The 17,578-nt window shown below is 46.4% G+C and carries 14 protein-coding genes, 3 pseudogenes and 1 riboswitch; of the genes and pseudogenes, 6 read left to right on the top strand and 11 right to left on the bottom strand.

The features are described 5' to 3' along the window. Positions 1-339: 339 nt before the first annotated feature. From ABXT62_RS10395 to ABXT62_RS10385, 3 genes are all read right to left on the bottom strand, one after another. Positions 340-711: a DoxX family protein gene (locus tag ABXT62_RS10395; RefSeq protein ID WP_415355186.1), complete on the bottom strand. Its 372-nt coding sequence runs from the start codon at positions 709-711 to the stop codon at positions 340-342. 231 nt (positions 712-942) lie between these two features. Beyond that, positions 943-1,104: a hypothetical protein gene (locus tag ABXT62_RS10390; RefSeq protein ID WP_415355184.1), complete on the bottom strand. Its 162-nt coding sequence runs from the start codon at positions 1,102-1,104 to the stop codon at positions 943-945. Between the two features lie 650 nt (positions 1,105-1,754). Further along, a complete protein-coding gene (locus ABXT62_RS10385; protein ID WP_415355183.1) occupies positions 1,755-2,681 on the bottom strand; it encodes a metal-dependent hydrolase in 927 nt (308 codons plus the stop codon). A gap of 160 nt (positions 2,682-2,841) precedes the next feature. On the opposite strand from ABXT62_RS10385, the gene ABXT62_RS10380 reads away from it, so the two are divergent. Further along, the gene (locus tag ABXT62_RS10380; protein WP_415355182.1) at positions 2,842-3,825 is read left to right on the top strand and encodes an AraC family transcriptional regulator; all 984 of its coding nucleotides are present in this window, start codon (positions 2,842-2,844) and stop codon (positions 3,823-3,825) included. 185 nt (positions 3,826-4,010) lie between these two features. Here ABXT62_RS10380 and ABXT62_RS10375 read toward each other — a convergent pair whose 3' ends face one another. After that, positions 4,011-4,184, bottom strand: coding sequence for a helix-turn-helix transcriptional regulator (locus tag ABXT62_RS10375; RefSeq protein ID WP_415355181.1), 174 nt, complete (start codon positions 4,182-4,184; stop codon positions 4,011-4,013). 861 nt (positions 4,185-5,045) lie between these two features. Between ABXT62_RS10375 and ABXT62_RS10370 the strand changes: the two genes are divergently transcribed. The 3 genes from ABXT62_RS10370 (at position 5,046) to ABXT62_RS10360 (ending at position 9,704) form a co-directional block, all read left to right on the top strand. Continuing rightward, positions 5,046-6,686 carry an AMP-binding protein gene (locus ABXT62_RS10370; RefSeq protein ID WP_415355180.1) on the top strand — a complete coding sequence of 547 codons (1,641 nt, stop codon included), beginning with the start codon at positions 5,046-5,048 and terminating at the stop codon, positions 6,684-6,686. Positions 6,687-6,728: 42 nt separating this feature from the next. Continuing rightward, positions 6,729-7,532 (top strand): hypothetical protein, encoded by an 804-nt coding sequence (locus tag ABXT62_RS10365; protein WP_415355179.1) that lies wholly within the window; start codon positions 6,729-6,731, stop codon positions 7,530-7,532. A 576-nt stretch (positions 7,533-8,108) separates the two neighbouring features. After that, complete coding sequence (locus tag ABXT62_RS10360; RefSeq protein WP_415355178.1) at positions 8,109-9,704, top strand: alpha/beta hydrolase domain-containing protein; 1,596 nt, start codon at positions 8,109-8,111, stop codon at positions 9,702-9,704. Positions 9,705-9,982: 278 nt separating this feature from the next. On the opposite strand, the gene pnuC is transcribed toward ABXT62_RS10360, so the two are convergent. From pnuC to ABXT62_RS10330, 6 genes and pseudogenes are all read right to left on the bottom strand, one after another. Beyond that, positions 9,983-10,633 (bottom strand): nicotinamide riboside transporter PnuC, encoded by a 651-nt coding sequence (gene pnuC / locus ABXT62_RS10355; protein ID WP_415355177.1) that lies wholly within the window; start codon positions 10,631-10,633, stop codon positions 9,983-9,985. Beyond that, positions 10,634-10,882, bottom strand: a complete 249-nt coding sequence (locus ABXT62_RS10350; RefSeq protein ID WP_415355176.1) for a hypothetical protein — start codon at positions 10,880-10,882, stop codon at positions 10,634-10,636. It abuts the gene before it with no gap. A gap of 10 nt (positions 10,883-10,892) precedes the next feature. Further along, a complete protein-coding gene (locus tag ABXT62_RS10345) occupies positions 10,893-12,971 on the bottom strand; it encodes a TonB-dependent receptor (RefSeq protein ID WP_415355175.1) in 2,079 nt (692 codons plus the stop codon). A 46-nt stretch (positions 12,972-13,017) separates the two neighbouring features. Beyond that, positions 13,018-13,132, bottom strand: a riboswitch (TPP riboswitch). A 348-nt stretch (positions 13,133-13,480) separates the two neighbouring features. Then, positions 13,481-13,651: pseudogene (locus ABXT62_RS10340) on the bottom strand (IS91 family transposase); the annotation flags it as partial. Positions 13,652-13,745: 94 nt separating this feature from the next. Continuing rightward, a complete protein-coding gene (locus tag ABXT62_RS10335; RefSeq protein ID WP_415355174.1) occupies positions 13,746-14,681 on the bottom strand; it encodes a glycosyltransferase in 936 nt (311 codons plus the stop codon). Between the two features lie 82 nt (positions 14,682-14,763). After that, positions 14,764-15,156 (bottom strand): methyltransferase domain-containing protein, encoded by a 393-nt coding sequence (locus ABXT62_RS10330; protein ID WP_415358199.1) that lies wholly within the window; start codon positions 15,154-15,156, stop codon positions 14,764-14,766. Positions 15,157-15,413: 257 nt separating this feature from the next. Between ABXT62_RS10330 and ABXT62_RS10325 the strand changes: the two are divergent. Both ABXT62_RS10325 and ABXT62_RS10320 read left to right on the top strand, forming a co-directional pair. Beyond that, positions 15,414-15,614 (top strand): annotated as a pseudogene (locus ABXT62_RS10325) (transposase); the annotation flags it as partial. A gap of 9 nt (positions 15,615-15,623) precedes the next feature. Beyond that, positions 15,624-16,434 (top strand): annotated as a pseudogene (locus tag ABXT62_RS10320) (integrase core domain-containing protein); the annotation flags it as partial. Here the strand turns inward: ABXT62_RS10320 and ABXT62_RS10315 are convergent. Next, positions 16,360-16,956 (bottom strand): hypothetical protein, encoded by a 597-nt coding sequence (locus ABXT62_RS10315; protein WP_415355173.1) that lies wholly within the window; start codon positions 16,954-16,956, stop codon positions 16,360-16,362. The pseudogene ABXT62_RS10320 and the gene ABXT62_RS10315 overlap by 75 nt on opposite strands. Between the last annotated feature and the right edge of the window lie 622 nt (positions 16,957-17,578).

Below are 17,578 nucleotides of genomic sequence, written 5' to 3'. Positions count from 1 at the left end.
ATACCCGCCTACTGGCCTAAAAATTTTTCCTTGCCAGTGATCGCACAATGCATATCCGTTCATTCCTGAACAATAGCATGCAACCGTCCACCCATGGCACATCAGCGTAGGAAGTGAGGTGGTTAAGCGACGGTTTTCAGTCCGGTGATTTCAATATTTGCGATACGTTTACTGCTGCACTTTAATTAACGATGCCGTACAGGCGTTCCGTAAGTCACCTCCACTTACGCGAGCCGGCCTTGTCTATGGCGTCAACACTAACGGTGACCAACATGAATGGTCTATCAAGAGCACTCCAGTGTCCAAAGAATTGCCCCGCAGTAGTTTAAACGGGCACTGCTATCGGGTGTTCAAGCTAAACTTACCAGGCCCTTTTGTCGCAATATACAGAAAGCAGAAACAATAGAGAGCGGATAGTTCTCCTCCGTTTGCGATTGGAAAGGGGTGATTTAATCCATGCACCATCCAGTAAGCGACAGCCATTGTGCCACTAGCAATAAACGCTGCGATGCGCGAATAGAACCCTAAAATGATTAGCGAGCCCGCCAGAACCTCAATGATACCGGCGCTTGTACTCATGGTATTTAACGGATAAGGAAACTCGGTTGGGTAACTGACAAGCTTTTGAGTGCCATGGCATAGGAATAAAAAACCCGCGACTATTCTTAACGCGACATAGCTAACGTCTGAATATTTATCTAGGAACGTCATAATATCTCCCCATTTGGTTGTTCTGATGTGTTCGAAAAAACCGCTGTACGGTCGCTTAGGACAAAGACATATGCGGCTGCGGGCAGTGTAGCAGACAAAATGACGCTGAAAACGGCAATATAAGTTCTGCAGAATCATTTTGATCCAGCGACGATGGTGTTTTGATGTGCTCGGCGCCCAAATCCTAGTGCTGGAGCCGGTGCTTTTAGTATCGCAACTCCTCGGAATGCTTTATTCAAAAGTTATAGAGACGCTAATTCTCTTCGGCGCCTCCGCAGGCATCTGCGATTTCTGTAGGTACAGGTTGGTGATGACGGCATTGTCCTCAACGGACACGTATACAAAGGTGCCTTTCGTTTCCTTGCTAAGTGTTAATTCAACCGGCTTACTCATACTATGCCTCATTGTTAGTTGGTTAGACAGGTAGGGTGAATATTATACCTGAGCCTATTACTTTGCGAGATCTGGTCGGTAGGTAGGGCAGGGTAGATGCTGCATTGACTCCAACAAAGTTGAAGTCATACAAACTGGAGCAGTGAGCTTCGCTGGGGGATATCTGAAGTAGCCAGCCGCTCGGTTATATTCGACCTAACCGATTCACGCCCCCGACGATGGGCCTTTATACCAATATCAATAAAATGGCGTAACCCTGCAGGAGGAAGGCATGGCGCTAGTCAAACATTTCACAGGCCGCAGCCATTTCAAGTATCGCACCGTCAAGCTTGGCTGGCGTTAAATCCCGGCATATGGCCTTGCCTGCGGCGCGCCGCAGGGGTGAGTGGGCAACATACAAGTTGAAAGAGCAGAGAGAGTGAGGCAAGGCAAGGAAGACAATTACGAGAGCAGCTATAATGCTTGTGCGCTAGACAAAGGCTCTGATGCAGACACGTCTGTAAGCAGTTTGGAAAGGGCTTTAAAAACAGCCTGTGCTTCTATAGCAGAAGACCCTTCATTCTTAGAAGTTCTCAGATAAAACTAAGACCTCACTCGCCACACATCCCAAGCCCCGCAGCCCCCATGCGGGACATTGACCTACTCATGGCCTAACTGACTGCCACGCCCGCATCCCCGGCCCAATCAACCAACAATTGCTGCGTATCCTGCTGCCAGGGATGAAAGCCCTCAGCATAAAACTCTTTATACAGAGCCAAACCTCCACTAAAGGCTCCCTGCTTACCGAAGAGCCCAGCCAAGCCTTTACGCCACAGCTGGAAATTCAATAATTGTCCGTCTTTGCGCAGTATATAAAACAGCGCTCGTACCAGCTCCAGGCCAATAAAAAATGTCGCGCGCCTCATGACAGCGATGCGAAGTTCTTCACTGCCTCCCACTGCGCGAAAGACGTCAAACGCCACCGATTTGTGCTCCATCTCTTCAGCGGCATGCCAGCGCCACAGTTCGCGCATTGAGGGTTCGGCCTTGTTCATAATCGAATCAGAGCTCAGCAAAAGTTCTGCCAATACCGCAGTAAAATGTTCGATAGCGACAGTGATCGCCAGGTTTTGTATAGGGGGGAGGTTTTTCCTTGCCCAGTCCAGGCGCTTAGTTAACTTACCCTCGAGTTTTTGCAGGTCATAACCGCGCGCTTCGCACAATGTTTCGTTATACCGCTGGTGTTCCCGGCGGTGAAAACCTTCCTGGCCACAAAACCCACGAATATGTTCTTGCAACTCTGGATCAGTTATTTCGTCCCTGTAATGCCTAACGGCATCAATAAAGAATTTTTCCCCAGCCGGAAACGTTATCGACATGCCATTGAATGCTGCAGTCAGAAACGCGTCATCAGCCAACCACTCACCTCGTAGTGCCTCGGCAATATCATGAGAACGGTTGCGCGGCTGAATCTGCACATTGGCTGGCGTAGTTGTCTGACTTGCTGTCTGACCGGTGGATGTACTCGCGGCAAAAGTGCCCGCACGGTTATTTGCCTCTTCGGCGGGCTGCATAATGTTGGGCGTAGTCGATAACATAACAGAGCTCCAATGGATGTCGTTAGTTGAGAGTATGTATTTTAGTTGACAGACTCCCATGAAAAGGAGTTATATACAGTCATATGAGGAGTTAAATACCCTCAACATAAGAGTTAAATACAGTCATTCATTGAGTTATATACCTTCAACAGGCGGCGCGATGCACTCGTACTACATATCAACGCTACTGCAGGTACTGGAACCAAACCAAGTGTCACGAGCGCAGCTATTGGACGGTACAGGGCTGGAAGATGCTGATCCGCAGGCCGCAATTAATCTTACAGCGCTGCAACTTAATACCGCTTGTACCAATGCACTGGAGATTTCTAAGGACAGCCAATTAGGTCTGAAATTTGGCAGCCAAATCAGCATCGCATCTCAGGGTATCTTCGGCTACGCAATGATGACGAGTGCCACCATTGGCGACGCACTCAAGCTATTGGTGCGGTACAACAGGGTGATATTGCCCAGCATTGGCATTGAGTTGCAGTGGCACGACACTGCATTGGAGTTATGGGTTCAGGCGGCTCACCTCCCGGAAGTGCTAGAACGCTTTTATACAGAGGTGCTTTACGCAGCGGTCATCAATAGCGGCAGCATCTTACTCGGCCGCCATACAGCCACTAGCAATCTTCAGCTAGGCTATGCGCCGCCAAGTGATATTAGTTTATATCATAAAATTTTTAACTCGGAAGTACGGTTCAACGCGGTACGCAGTGCCATGTTTTTTGATTACGCCAGTCTCGATTCGACTATATCAACGTCCAACCCTATTGCGCGCGATATTTTTCGACGGGAGTGTGACCGCCTCGTTTCGCGCGACAGCACTGGCGGAATGGTGAGCGAACGCGTGCAGAAAATTCTTCTGCAAGCTGGATCCGAGTTTCCAACATGCGCCAAAGTGGCAACGCAATTGCACATGAGTGAAAGTACGCTGCAGCGTCATCTGCAAAAAGAAGGGAACCGTTATCAGCACTTGTTGGATCAGTTGCGCTATCGTCTCTCCATGGAATATCTTCAGGGCACCAATCTTCCCGTTGCGGAGATCGCTAATTTGTTGGGGTTCAGCGATGCGGCCAATTTTCGCAGGTCATTTAAACGATGGTCGGCAACCACGCCTTCGGCTGTGCGTGAAACAGTATAGGTGCGATTAAAGGGGTCAGAGCTCTTAAATCCGAGTAGAACGACGGCATATCTCTCGTTGATCTTGGTAATGCACAAAGTAGGATCTGAGAGCTTTAGTGCACTCACATTCTGAATGCTCATGTTGACCTCCTAGCCCCTGGCCTTGATTTTCTGGTTTATGAAATCTTCGATTTCGCTCTCAATTCACGCCACAGATGTGCCGCCAGGAACCAACGGTATGCTCTTGGGGGACTTTCCTTGAGCCGCGAGGTGGTAGATGTGACTCTTCGAGAGTCCTACCAAATTCATCACCTGTCTGATCCTTATCAGCCGCGTTGTTTGAATGTTCGAGATAGTGCTATTTTTTTCGTTTTTCACTTTATGTCTCTCCAAAATTTCTAATAGTGCCTAACGGTTTTCACCGGACAGCTTTAGAGTCTGGATGATACAAAAATAGTTTTCTGAGGTTTTTTCGTATTGGAAAAAATTAAATCTATGAAATCTATCGGACGATATGCTGTGGGCAGGACAGGCTTACTTAGCTTATATTTTTTAAAGTATAGGACAAATAAACGGCCTGTTGAGAGTAGGATTCCTCACTGATCCTGCCGACTGAACCGGAGAAATTCTCGAAACAACCACCGATTTCCCTAAAAAGTTGTTCGCCGAGGTGATCGCACAATGCATATCCGTCGATTTCTGAGCGATAGCATGCAACCGTCCGTGCCACACGTTTTTCAGTAGCGCCCTTACTGATTTTGGGGCTGTGGATTCGCGTCCTGCGAAAAGAGGTAATGGCCCAGGGGTGCTCGGGAGGGTAGCACCAGCAGGAATAGGGTAGGGCGGCCTTGTTCCTTTTGCAAGATCAGAATGAACTGCTGGAATCATATTCGGTCATTTTTCAGCCTTCTATGCATTACGAAGTTGCATCAGCCCCTTTTTAAACCCCTAATCTGTTTTACTAAACCCGTCATTTTATGCCCGGTCCGCAGAGGCACGAAGGCTGAATATGATTCCCCAAGACATCATGTCTTGAAGTATCTTAAAGTATCGTGAAGCATTGTGAAGTGACGACTGTTTCCAAAGCGTTACCCAATAATGATGCTTAGGTGACTAAGAAGACCAGGCTCAGCCCCCCAGTGACCTTTTCTGCTTGTGCCTGCTGTCAGCAAATTAGATCAGTCACTGAGAGTTTTATGAAAATTCCTTCAATTAGCTAAACTTAACGAGCTTTAAACTATGAATTTTACCACCGACCCCCGCTTTAATTTTTCTCGCAAGCAAGTTGATGCCATCAACGTTGAACATTACACATCAGTGCTGGATCTGTTTGAACTGGCCTGCGCTGAATTTGCACACAAAATAGCCTTTAGCTGCTTGGGCCAAGACATCACTTTTCGGCAAATAGATCAGATGTCAGGGAAGTTTGCCGCCTATCTGCGCGGCGCTGCAGGTTTACAGCATGGCGATCGAGTAGCCATTCAACTGCCCAATCTCATTCAGTACCCGGTAGCGGCCTGGGGCATTCTGCGCGCTGGGTTGGTATTGGTGAATACCAACCCGCTTTATACAGAAAGAGAATTGCGCCACCAATTTCAAGATAGCGGAGCCAAGGCAGTGGTAATGCTCAGTGATTTTGTCGCGGCGGCGGAACAGGTTATTCCTGATACCGATATCAAGCTGGTAATCACCACCAATGCGCTCGATATGATGGAGCCACAGCCTACTCCCGCACATAATCTGGATCAATCGGTTATGCTGCTTTCACTACCCACAGCAATTTCTCTCGGTGGGAGCAAGGACTCAGGCGGGGGTCCATCACAGATTCGTCCCACATTAAACGATCTGGCTGTTCTTCAATATACCGGCGGTACAACGGGCGTTGCTAAGGGTGCCATGCTGAGCCATGGCAATATTATTTCTTGCATAGCTCAGGGTCGCAATCACTTTGCACAGTATACTAGGGAAAGCGAGACCCGTCTGCTGATCGCACCATTACCCATCTATCATATCTTCGGGTTTACCCTGTATCTTTGCGGCAATTTTTCTTCTGGCGGCCGCTCGATGCTTATTCCCAACCCACGAGATCTCGATGGCCTGCTTGATGTGATGGGATCAGTTCCATTCACTGAATTTGCCGCTGTTAACACCATGCTAGTTGGCCTGATGGCAAACGGAAAATTTGATGCCGTGGACTGGTCAAATCTCAAGTGGACTATTGCTGGCGGCGCTGCACTGGTGCCAGATGTGGCTAAAGAGTGGGAGCGGCGAACGGATTCCAAACTTATTGAGGGCTATGGTCTGTCTGAAACTACCGCCAACCTCACCCTAAATTCCCCCGCAACCCGCCGCATTGGCAGTGCCGGTCAAGCAGTGGGTTTTCAGGAAATAAAATTAATGGATAGCTCTGGTGTGCCGGTAGCAGACGGCGAAGAGGGTGAACTTTGGGTGCGCGGGCCTCAGGTGATGATGGGTTACTGGCAATGTCCGGAGGCGACTGACGAGGCAATCGATGCCGAAGGTTTTTTCAAAACCGGTGACGTCGTTGTAAGACTTGATAATGGCTTCTATAAAATTGTTGACCGAATCAAGGATATGGTTTTGGTGTCTGGTTTTAATGTTTATCCCAATGAAATAGAGCATGTGATAACCAGCCATCGCGATGTACTTGAATGCGCTGTCGTGGGCGTAGTGGATGATCGTACAGGGGAAGCGGTAAAGGCTTTTGTGGTACGCAGAAATAGCGATTTAACAGAGACTGCGCTGAGAGAATTTTGCCGCACCGACCTCACTGCTTACAAGGTGCCCAAGCATATCGAGTTTCGCGACGAGTTGCCTAAATCCAATGTGGGTAAAATTTTACGGCGCGAATTGCGCTAAGCTAATGCGTGAAATTATCCCAGGGGAAATAACATCAAAAAAGTGAAATGCTACGGGTTTATCGGTTTTATCGCACTGACGATATCGGGTTGTTCTCCTGATCCTGCTCCACCAAGAACTGACCTCGACGATCAACCCGCACGAATGGTCAGTGCGTTCTTTGGTTTAGATAATGCTATGCAGGCGTTGAGATATATGGGTGCCGACGGTATGCCTGTAACGTTCTCTAAACGAGTGGCTGATCCCGATTCCCTTGAGCCTGAGATGTTTACTGTGATCAGTCGCTCAGGAAAACGGGTGCATCCTTTACGGGTCACCACTCGCCCAGCCGACGAGACAAGTAAGCGACATAGTGTTTTGCTTATTGGTGAGTTTGGCAATGAGCCCGATGATCCTCCGGAAAAAGTGCAGGTGACCAGCCAATTGATTCTTGCTGGAGGAGATAATGCACAGGGGTTGTCAGTGGACGTGACGCCGCTGAAAGACGGACCTTCACTGGTGCTAGCCTATGCGGTTAGCCCCGAAGATCTACCAGACGATGATGTTCCACCAGAGACCAAACAAGTTGTTGTTGCCATATGGAACGGCGGTGTAACACCAATGGAAGGTGTTATCGCCGAAAACCATCGCCTGGGATATTCTGTTGAAACCGAAGATGGGGCTACCGTACAACCCATTGGTGTTGGCGATATAGGCGGTGATAACTACGAGTATCTCTATCTCGACACAGAGGAAACTGCGCTGCGTGTGAATATCAAAAGTGGACTACTGATGGATCCTCGTGGCGATGTTAACCCAGCCACAAGTGTTGAGGTTGCCGCTCCAAATGGTTCACATGGAAAATAAGGCCTTTATTTTTAAGATAAACTTCGACCTTCACCGTGTAAGTTGACAGATCCCAGTCATAGAGTTCGATTTAATCTTGCATCATCTCTTTCTTTATCCCTATATTATTTGCATATTAGTGTGGCGGCTTAGTCTAAGGATAGGACAAATAAAAGGGCTATTGTGAAAAAATAGCCTCATCAATACGAGTTGGGGAGCCAAAAAAATATCCATGCGTCGGCAGGCTTCTACCCTGCGCATCCAATGGGGTAACCAGAACGGGGTAGTGTTTCTCTATAAATTTCATAGAGTAAGGTACATTGTGGTGTGAAGAGGCCCATAGCATTCCCTGCCAGTGGCGATAGAACTTATTGGTATATTGAGAGAGCTAAATATTCCAAATAGCGCATAGCAAGATTTTTGGGATAGACTATAGTTAATAACAGTGTAAATGCTAACAAGAGAAGTTATCTATACGTAAGAATCGCAATGAAGATGCTGTCGTTATATCCAAGTTGGGCCATTTAAACGACAAGCGTTCTTTGTCAACTGACCAGTGGTTTTTTCGACGAACCTCGTGCTAAAGGAAACTCTTTTATGGGAGCTAAAAAAATTGACTGCCGCCTACCCCGATTGAGCGTGGCATCACTGACGCTGGTTTTTATCCTGGCCGCCTGCAGTGACAGTAACAATAATGATCGTCTCGTGGATGAGCAAAAGCCTCAGGCGGATAACCCGGTGTTAGAAGGACCGGTGACTGGAGGTGGTGGTGATGACTGTTGCATTATTTCTTTTAGTGGGTTCCCGGTCGATTTGACCCAGCCCGGCCTAGACTATAAACCGGGCACTCCCTTTTATACATTTTTGAATTTTGATCTCTCTGATGTGGGTTATACACAGAGCGAGTACTTTTTTTCTGGATCCGCTAAATCATACATCGCAACGGATGACCTTGGTGCGGATGGCAAGTGGAATGTCCAGCCTGCCGATGCCGCTGAGTATAATTCTCGCATGGTGGTGCTGCGGCCGATCAATGCAGATGATTTCAACGGCACGGTCGTAGTCGAGTGGTTTAACGTAACGGGCGGCATCGATGCCGCGCCCGACATGCTACAAATGCACACTGAGTTCATCCGTGAAGGCTATGTCTGGGTCGGTGTTTCCGCCCAGTTGGTTGGGATAGAGGGCGGTGGTGCTTTCAGTCTTCCGCTAAAACAAGTCGATCCCACGCGCTATGAACCCCTATTCCACCCCGGTGACAGCTTTTCTTACGACATTTTTTCCCAGGCGGGGCAAGCCGTGCGTCACCCGGTTGGTCTCGACCCTCTGGACGGATTGACGGTCGAGCGAATGATTGCCGTGGGTCAGTCCCAATCCGCGGGTCGGCTTGCGACGTATGTTAACGCTATCCATCCTACCATTGATCTGTTCGATGGCTTTATTGTTCACGGTCGGGGTAGTGGTGGGGCTTCTCGACTTTCAGAGTCTCCACAGGTGGAGATTTCTGCGCCAAGGCCGACCTTTATTCGCGACGACCTACCAGAAGTTGTTATCGCGTTGCAAAATGAAACCGATGTATTGGGTTCTGTCGCCGCCCGCCAAGCAGATTCAGATGCTTACCGAATGTGGGAAGTAACCGGCTCAGCCCACACTGATCTTTATACTACCTTGACGGGCAATGCCGACATGGGGGATGACCTTACTTTCGCCGATGTAAAACAAAAGAATGATGCAAGACCGCCCTTTATCAGCTGCGTGATACCGGTTAACGATGGCCCGGGTCAATGGGTAGCGAATGCAGCAGTCGCGTCACTAAATCGTTGGATTACGACCGGCGAGCCAGCACCATCGGCGCCTTTTATGACGTTGAATGCGGACCAGTCGGATTTCGAATTAGACGACTTTGGCAACGCAAAGGGAGGTATTCGTACCCCCCATGTTGATGCGCCGGTCGCCACTTTGCGGGGTACAGGCCAGCCCCCGGCTGACGCGTTTTGCGGCTTGTTGGGAACAACAATCCGCTTTGACGAGACGAAGCTTGCTGAACTTTATCCTGACAAGCAGGCATATATCAATGCCATCGATGCTGCTACAGACTCCGCGGTTGAGGCCGGATTTCTGTTGCCAGCAGATGGGGCAATCATCAAGGCGCGCGCGCGAACCTCACCGCTTCCCGCCGCGCAGCCGGACTAAGCTAGATTACAATAATGAGGTCATAAAACGTGCGCTAACTCCATCATCGCGGGCCTCATCGCTACAAGTCTTTTTGCCTGAGTAAGAGTGAATCAAAGGGAGCAGGTTGAAATTCGCATGTTCAGCACCTCGCACGACCAACACAGAGCCGAATGTGATTAAGCTCGGCGCCCGCAGCGAATTTACGCTTGTGCTGATTCTTTTTGCATCAGCAAGCTATATTCTCTGGTCTGTTCTCGAGCCTTGGCTCGGAATCAATAGTCGGCTCAATTTTTCTGCTACGATATTCCTGGGTTCTCCGCCAGTGGCGCTACCGCAGTAGTGAATTTTTGCTGGCGATAGAGCTTGCGCCATTGCAAGTAGCCGAAGATGACGATTACCAGATACAGGTAAAATAGCAGGGAGGTTAGATAGAGTCCCCTATCGAAATATAGATAAGCGGCTATTGCGTCTATTACTAGCCAATAAAGCCAGTTCTCTAGTACCTTTTTGGTCACCATATAAGTTGTGATAACCGCGCCCCATGTCGTAAATGAGTCCAGATAGACCCATTCTGCCTGAGTGTTTTTGTCCAACAAATAACCCGACGCCAGTGATAAACCCACTATTAGTCCGATAACAGCACAATGGGTTTTCCAACCCCACTGACTAATAGCCAAGTTTGTCTTGTTGCTGTCACCCGGTTGCTGCCACTGCCACCAACCATAGACGGCCATTGCCATATAGTAGATTTGAAGGGCGGAATCCATCAGCAAATTCACATCCCAAAATAAAAACGTATAGATGGCAGTACTGAAAAATGCCGCATACCAGCAGCTGATATGTTCAAACATGGCCAATATTAAATAGGCTAAACCCAACAGTACCGCGGCGACTTCCCACCAACTCATGGCGAGCCAAGCCTGTTCGACAGCGGTACTCACCTCCATTTATAAGGCCTCGTAACCCGGAATAAATTTAGTCAAAAAAACACCCATACCATGTTGCTCACGGTGTGGTTTCATTTCAGTTTTCAAGATGTCCATTACAAGATCGTATTCTCCCTGCACAATAGTTGCAGTAGGAAAGGTCTTTACCTTAACCCCTCCGTAACTATTGAGTCGCGCAATAAAGCTATCAATAGGCGGAATAAAGTTCTCGTTGTTCGGGTATAAACTGATTTCTATTGTCAGTATCATCGCTAATCTCCTAAAACTTATAGCGACCAGTAAGGCCTACTACTCGTGGCTCACCTAATTGCACATAGGTGTGTGTGGTATAGCCGTCACGTGGGTCATTGCCAAATCTAAAGCCACGGGTTTCAACGTCTTCATCGGTTAGGTTGCGACCCCACAGGACCAAGCTCCATGTCTCAGATTCATAGCCCATTTGGGCGTTCAGTAGCTCATAACTTCCAGATTTAGCATCGTGACTACTTGAAAAATAGAACTCATCTTTCGCTTCGATATCTAATTGCACAAATACTTTTTCGCTAACATCGAATTTGAGGCCAGCAGCATATTGGTAACGGGGCGCATGTGGTTGATCGCGACCCACTAAATCGATACAGCCGGCGGTATCGCATTCATCTATATCTGTACGTAGCAAACCGGCATTAGCGAATAGCTGCAATGCATCAGTTGCTTGCCAGACAGATTCAATCTCCAAACCATAATTACTGCCTTCAGCAGCATTGGTAATGTAGTCGACAAATGCGCCAGGGCCACCGACGGGAATGATAGAGTCTTTGATGTGCATGTCTTGACGATCGTTGTAAAAAGCAGCTACTCGAATTTGTAAGCTGTCATCCAGCAAGGAACTTTTATTGCCGACTTCGTAAGCCCATTGATATTCAGTATCAAATTCACGTTCGGCTTGATTGAGTGTACCGTCGGTATTAACACCGCCAGGTTTATAACCGCGGGCCAGGCTTGCATATAACAAGTGGTCATCGCTCACCTGATAATCTATTACAACTTTACCTCCATATAGAGTCTCATCGGTATCCAGGATCACTGCGCTGGAGTCTTTGTAGTCTGCGTCCCATTGCTCTACCCGGAAACCAATGGTTAAGCTAAGGCGATGGTTTAATGCAGTGGTTGTTTCACCAAAGAATGCTAGATTTTGTGTTTGATAATCACTCGACAGTTGAGCGTCTGTAAAGGTGTTAAAGTCTAAAAATTCTCGCTTTAAGTCTACATCTCTGTTTTCAAAATATATACCGACTAACCAATCGGTACTGCCGCCAAATATTCTACCCTCCTCGCCAGACAACAGGTGCGCTTCAAGGGTCGAGTTTTTCCTATCGCGAATATAATTGTCAGTGGATGAGTACTCATTTTCAGGGTCTATGCCCACAAAACTCCAATCTTCGTCAAAACCGTACTGCAAATCAGAATCGGCATAACTGGCAATAAATTGAGCATTAAGTTTTGAGCTAATTAACCAGTCTGCATTGACAGAAATGGCGGTAGTTTTTTGTGTGTCTTGGCCAGGTTCGTCAGAGAGCGTATCACCATCACGGTCTAACGAAAAAGCGTCATACCCGTTATCTATATCGATAAAAAATAGTGAGGTATCAATAGTGACATTATCAGACGTTAACCAGCGTAGTTTGGTGCGTAGAGTAAACTCGTCAAAACCATTTGTATCGTCTCTGTTCAGAAAAGTGTTATCCACATAACCGTCTGATTTGTATTGCTGAATAGACGCTCGATATAGCAGATCGTCAGTTAACGCACCACCACTCGCAGCACCTAAACTCCAGCTATCGTAATTACCCACCATTGATTCTACATAACCGTTAAAGTCTTCAGACGGCGCAGTAGATGTAATGGCAATAATTCCAGCTAAAGCATTAGCACCATAGCGTGTGCCCTGTGGTCCGCGTAGAATCTCCACCCGCTCAACATCAAATAACGTGCCTGCACTGCCTATGCCGCTAAAATCCACGTCGTCGATAATAGTGCCCACTGACGGATTAATAGGGCTAGCAAACTGGCTGCGCTCACCAATGCCTCGAATTTGGATATAACGAGTGCGGGAGCTACCCCCGCTGAAGTTTACGTTGGGCGCCAACGCCAATAATTGTTCTAGATGCTGAGCGCTGCGACGTTCGATATCTTCGGCTGTCATCACCGTGACACTGGCAGGCATTTTTTGCAGCTCAATATCGCGAAAATCGCCAGTGACTATTATTTCTTCAATAGTGTTTGCCAGCGATGTGGCGGCAAGCAAGGGGGTTGCCAGCGCGATGGCGGCAGCGATATGACGCAGTGTATATTGCATGTTAGTCTCCACAAATGAAAAGAGACCCGGAGCGACGATAAGACGGCTAATTAAATTTACCTATTCCTACGCCGGTATTAACCGGATCAGGTTCAAAGGGTTCACAACTGTGTCTCAGGCATCAAAATACGAATATTCAGATACCACCCCTAAGGCTTAATGCGGTCAGATCATACACGACGCTAGTGCTAAGTAAACATAAGCTTTGCAGAAATAAAGAGGCTCGACGGAAGTATTGGAAAAATAAACGGCCTATTGAGATTAGATTTCCTGACTGAGCTGGAGAAATTCGCGAGATAATTCCCGATTGCCCTAGAAAGTTTTTCGCTGAGGTGATCGCGCAATTCATATTTGTTCATTCCTGGGCGATAGTATGCAACCATCCGTACCACACGTTTTTCAGTAGCGTCCTTGCTGATTTGGGGCTGTGGATTCGCTTCCTGCGAACAAAGATATTGGCCCAGAGTATGCTCGGGAGGGGGCACCAGGTGCTATAGGATACGGGGCCCTTGTTCCTTCTCTCGAAGATGAGTCAGGATGCTATCGATGACGTCCTGGCCCTCAATAGGGGCGATGACCTTTACCGATCCACCGCAATGACCGCAGACCTCGATATCGATATTGAAGACGCGCTTGAGTCGCTGGGCCCAGGACATTGTGACGTGCCGTTCAGCGGGGGAGTGAAACCTTCAAAAGATTGCTTTAAATGTGCATTGCTTTTGAAGTGGCAGTATTTAATCTCATTATTTAATCTATCAACTATTGTTGCTAACTTCATTTCAAGTTAATTAATTTACTCAAAAGGTGTCCAACTAATTTAAAATTATAAATAATTCGTAAAGGATTAGAACGTAGATGCTGATAGACTATTCGCATTATTTCTACTTTATCATGCTTATTAGAAGAAATAATAATTGATTTGCAAATTTGATATTTTTGCCTATCGATCAAGCGTTTATTATCAAAATATTTCTTTGATTCGATTATACCTAAAGCTCTTAATTTGCTAACTTGTCTTCTATACTGATACACTCTAGATGTATTATTGTTTGATATCCTACGCATGATCAAATCTTCAGGAACATGTGCAATTCTATATTTATTTGCAAACCGAACCCAAAACTCCCAGTCTTCACCTCCAAACAAAGTACTATCAAACCCGCCAATATCAATAAATGCTTTCCTTGATACCATTGCCGAAACCAATCTAATATGAGTTCCGCTAAACAATGTTTTTGTAAGCTCAATTGGACTTATAGAATCCCAATTAATACTATTCCGAAAAGTGTTTTCCTTTTCAGCTTGTTTTATATTAATACAATTATCATCAACATTTATAAAACTAATATTTGTGTGACAGGCCTTTGCACTTGTTTCATTAATTAGGCTAATTTGATTTCCAAGTTTCTTTGGTAGCCATATATCATCTTGATCCAGAAATGCAATATAATCTCCTTTGCATTTTCCTGCAATAAAATTTCTGGCATAAGCTGCCCTCTTATTTTCGGATAATTTATAATACCTTATTACACCTTTTTTATTACTGTATTTTTGTTTAATTATTTGCAAGGAAGCATCCTTTGAATTGTCATCAATAATATGAAGTGTCCAATTTGTATACGTTTGATTAAGAACACTATCTATTGCATTGAACACAGATTCATTAGGCTTGTATATTGGTAGGATGATATCAATGGATTTATTAATCATACAATATTTGATCTTCATTTTTAGTTACGATAACTAGCATAGAACCCGAAAATTTAATAAAAGGAAAAACTGTTTTTAATATTCAGTTTATAGCTCCATTTATGGTTGTAATTATTTTAAGCGGTTTCCCATTTCTAGTTTTATTGTTAAAAATTGTTGAGTATATTGAATACATTTCATAATAAATATCAATATTATCAAATTCACTTCTGTTTAATAAGAATTGAATTGTTTTCGGCCGAAACATATGCATATGTCTGGGCGTATCCCATCCATCCCAATACTTTTTAAATAAATATCTTTCGAATGAATTTGTCTGAGGAGTTCCTATTACTAATTTCTCATTTGGTTTAAAAATTTTAAAAATCTGATCTAGTGTATTTTGAGGTTTTGGTGAATGCTCAGTTACAGGTAACATATAGATCACATCAAACTGTCCAGTCGTGTCATAACCATCGAGCGTTCCGTGAAAGATATTTAATCCATTCTTTCGCTCTTCGCCCTTCGCTTGCGGCCAAAATTCTTGGTTCTATTCCGTATATATTTGAATTGTACATGTCTTTAATATAATCCATGTTTTTCCCGATATTACAACCACAACCACAACCACAACCAATGTCCAAAATTTTATTTATAGATGAAAGATCAATAATTTTCGTCCAAGCTAATCTACCTTTTAAAACATAGTGTGTTATGGCTCAATGGTACCGGACACTTCAATAAGAGACAATAATGGCGTCACTTATCGAGGGGTTTATGACAGAGAAACGCCCTTACAGACAGTATCCACGAGAATTTAAGGAAGAAGCTGTCGCATTGATTAGTGATCAGGGCTACTCCGTGCAGAAAGCGGCCGATTCTCTTGGTATCCGCAGCAATGTTTTGTATCGCTGGCAACGACAGCTAGACGATCAAAAGTCGGGTAAATCGCCGTCAGAAGATGAGCGGGTTGAACTCAAAGAACTCCGTAAAAAAGTTCGAGAACTGCGTATGGAGAAAACCATTTTAAAAAAGGCTAGTGCGCTCTTCGCAAAGGAAATGAAGTGAAATATCGCTTCATCTCTCGACAATCCACCGAATTTTCAGTCACGGTGCCGTGCCTAGTAATGGGTGTCAGTAGTTCCTGCTTTTATGCTTGGCGCGGACGCCCGGCTAAGATTATTTCAGCGTATGAACCGCAGCTGTATCTTCGTGCAAATGCTCTGTTTGAGTCAAGCAGAAACAGCCTGGGAAGTAGAACATTGTCGAAGAAACTACGTGAAGAGGGCTTCCAAGCCGGTCGGTACCGCACTCGGACAATCATGCGAAAGTTGGGACTAAAAGTGCAGCAACGCGCTGCCTACAAGGTAACGACCAAGCGTAAACACAACGATCGAGTGGCAGATAATCTATTGAATCAGAACGTCAAGCCACTATCAGAATGCGTCATCCCTGGGCCGGGTTGGTATTTCACAGTGATCGTGGATCTCAATATACCGACAAGCTTTACCAAAGCCTCTTGGCATCATTTGGTGTTCGACCCTCGATAGGCGATGTGGGTGCTTGGTGGGACAACGCAGTCATCGAGAGATTCTCTGGAAGTCTAAAGCACGATTGGATATTCAAAGTTACGCAGCCGACTCGCGAGCATATAAAATTGGATGTAGCGCATTATATTCGCTACTACAACAACGACCGATCACACACCGCCAATGGCGACTTGTCGCCGTTCAAATACGAGCTGTCTCAATTGAAGGTGTTCGGTATCGGTTGACCAGAACACTACCGGCGGGGTCAGGCCGTCCGGTGTCAGCCCATCCGTGCTTTTTTCCAGTAGATTAGCCAGTGCGGTGGCATCCTCAGTCGTCATGTCGCCATCGTTGACTGCTTTGAGAATGGCGCTGGCAGCCTGTTTAAGTAATACCTTTATCTGGCGTATATCCGTATTGATGGCTGCCCGTTCCGTTCTCTCATGAAGAGTGCTGGCATTGGCACCGCGCGCTTCGGCAGCACAGATAGCGTCGCGGGCCAACAGATCCCGGCGAATCGGGTTGAAACGCGCAATGCCACCGATAATAGCTGGCGTTAAATCCGGGGGCATGGCATCGCCTGCGGCGCGCCGCAGGGGTGAGTGGGCAACATAGAAACTGCCATCCGGCGCTACAACGCTCATGGCCAGTGAATCTTCTCGGCCTTCAGCAAAGTCGCGCAGTTTACACGTTTTCCGGTCCAGCAGACCCATGCCCATATCCAACATAAGGGTCTTGCCCAGCAATGATTTACCACCGTCGGCCATAATCACCACACCGTTGGTGGTGACCGTTGCCGTTAAAGCATTGGATGGCTCATTGACATTGACATTGGCATAACCATCAAAGCCGGTCAGCTCCCCAGTCCACGTTCTGGTGCCGTGGTCACCATAATTCCACTAGAAATTATGTTCTGACCTGCCCGTCATCAACGCTGTGGATTAAGCTGAGGACGGAACATCTTCGGCTCAGAGCCATAATTGAGGAGGGTAGGCCATCTCTCGTGTCAGACAGGCACACCCTCCGCTTTCAGCGGCGTTTCGATAGATGTCGACTTCAATGCGGATGCGCTTTATGATCCTTATAAGTTGGTTTTGCCTTTGAAGGAGAGGGTTGGGATATCGGTGCATGGGAATTTCAAAATCCTCAGTTAAAGATGGGAGAGGAAGGGTTTAAGTAAAAATTCATCGAATCAACAGCCCTCTAATCAAAGTGAGCATGGAAATGATGTCGGCAGTGCCTTTAAGTATACGGCCATCATAAGGCCGTTGGGACAAATCGCTTCTTTTGTGTCGTCAATTCTACTTGTAAGTAGCTTTTTCTGAGAATGTTTCGGTATTTGAAGACCTCTCATAAAGGCTTTAACAAAATATTTTTGTAATTCATATG

The sequence above is a fragment of the Halioglobus sp. Uisw_031 genome, assembly GCF_047729875.1.
Taxonomy (GTDB): Bacteria; Pseudomonadota; Gammaproteobacteria; order Pseudomonadales; family Halieaceae; genus Marimicrobium.
Note: the sequence above shows the minus strand (reverse complement) of the source record. Positions and strands in the feature narration are given on the sequence as shown.

Bases quoted from the DNA above. Each gene is read 5' to 3' on its own strand.
- pnuC (WP_415355177.1), bottom strand. From the start codon at position 10,633: ATGGAGGTGAGTACCGCTGTCGAACAGGCTTGGCTCGCCATGAGTTGG.
- ABXT62_RS10370 (WP_415355180.1), top strand. From the start codon at position 5,046: ATGAATTTTACCACCGACCCCCGCTTTAATTTTTCTCGCAAGCAAGTT.
- ABXT62_RS10345 (WP_415355175.1), bottom strand. From the start codon at position 12,971: ATGCAATATACACTGCGTCATATCGCTGCCGCCATCGCGCTGGCAACC.
- ABXT62_RS10395 (WP_415355186.1), bottom strand. From the start codon at position 711: ATGACGTTCCTAGATAAATATTCAGACGTTAGCTATGTCGCGTTAAGA.
- ABXT62_RS10360 (WP_415355178.1), top strand. From the start codon at position 8,109: ATGGGAGCTAAAAAAATTGACTGCCGCCTACCCCGATTGAGCGTGGCA.
- ABXT62_RS10335 (WP_415355174.1), bottom strand. From the start codon at position 14,681: ATGATTAATAAATCCATTGATATCATCCTACCAATATACAAGCCTAAT.
- ABXT62_RS10315 (WP_415355173.1), bottom strand. From the start codon at position 16,956: ATGGCCGACGGTGGTAAATCATTGCTGGGCAAGACCCTTATGTTGGAT.
- ABXT62_RS10380 (WP_415355182.1), top strand. From the start codon at position 2,842: ATGCACTCGTACTACATATCAACGCTACTGCAGGTACTGGAACCAAAC.
- ABXT62_RS10385 (WP_415355183.1), bottom strand. From the start codon at position 2,681: ATGTTATCGACTACGCCCAACATTATGCAGCCCGCCGAAGAGGCAAAT.
- ABXT62_RS10350 (WP_415355176.1), bottom strand. From the start codon at position 10,882: ATGATACTGACAATAGAAATCAGTTTATACCCGAACAACGAGAACTTT.
- ABXT62_RS10390 (WP_415355184.1), bottom strand. From the start codon at position 1,104: ATGAGTAAGCCGGTTGAATTAACACTTAGCAAGGAAACGAAAGGCACC.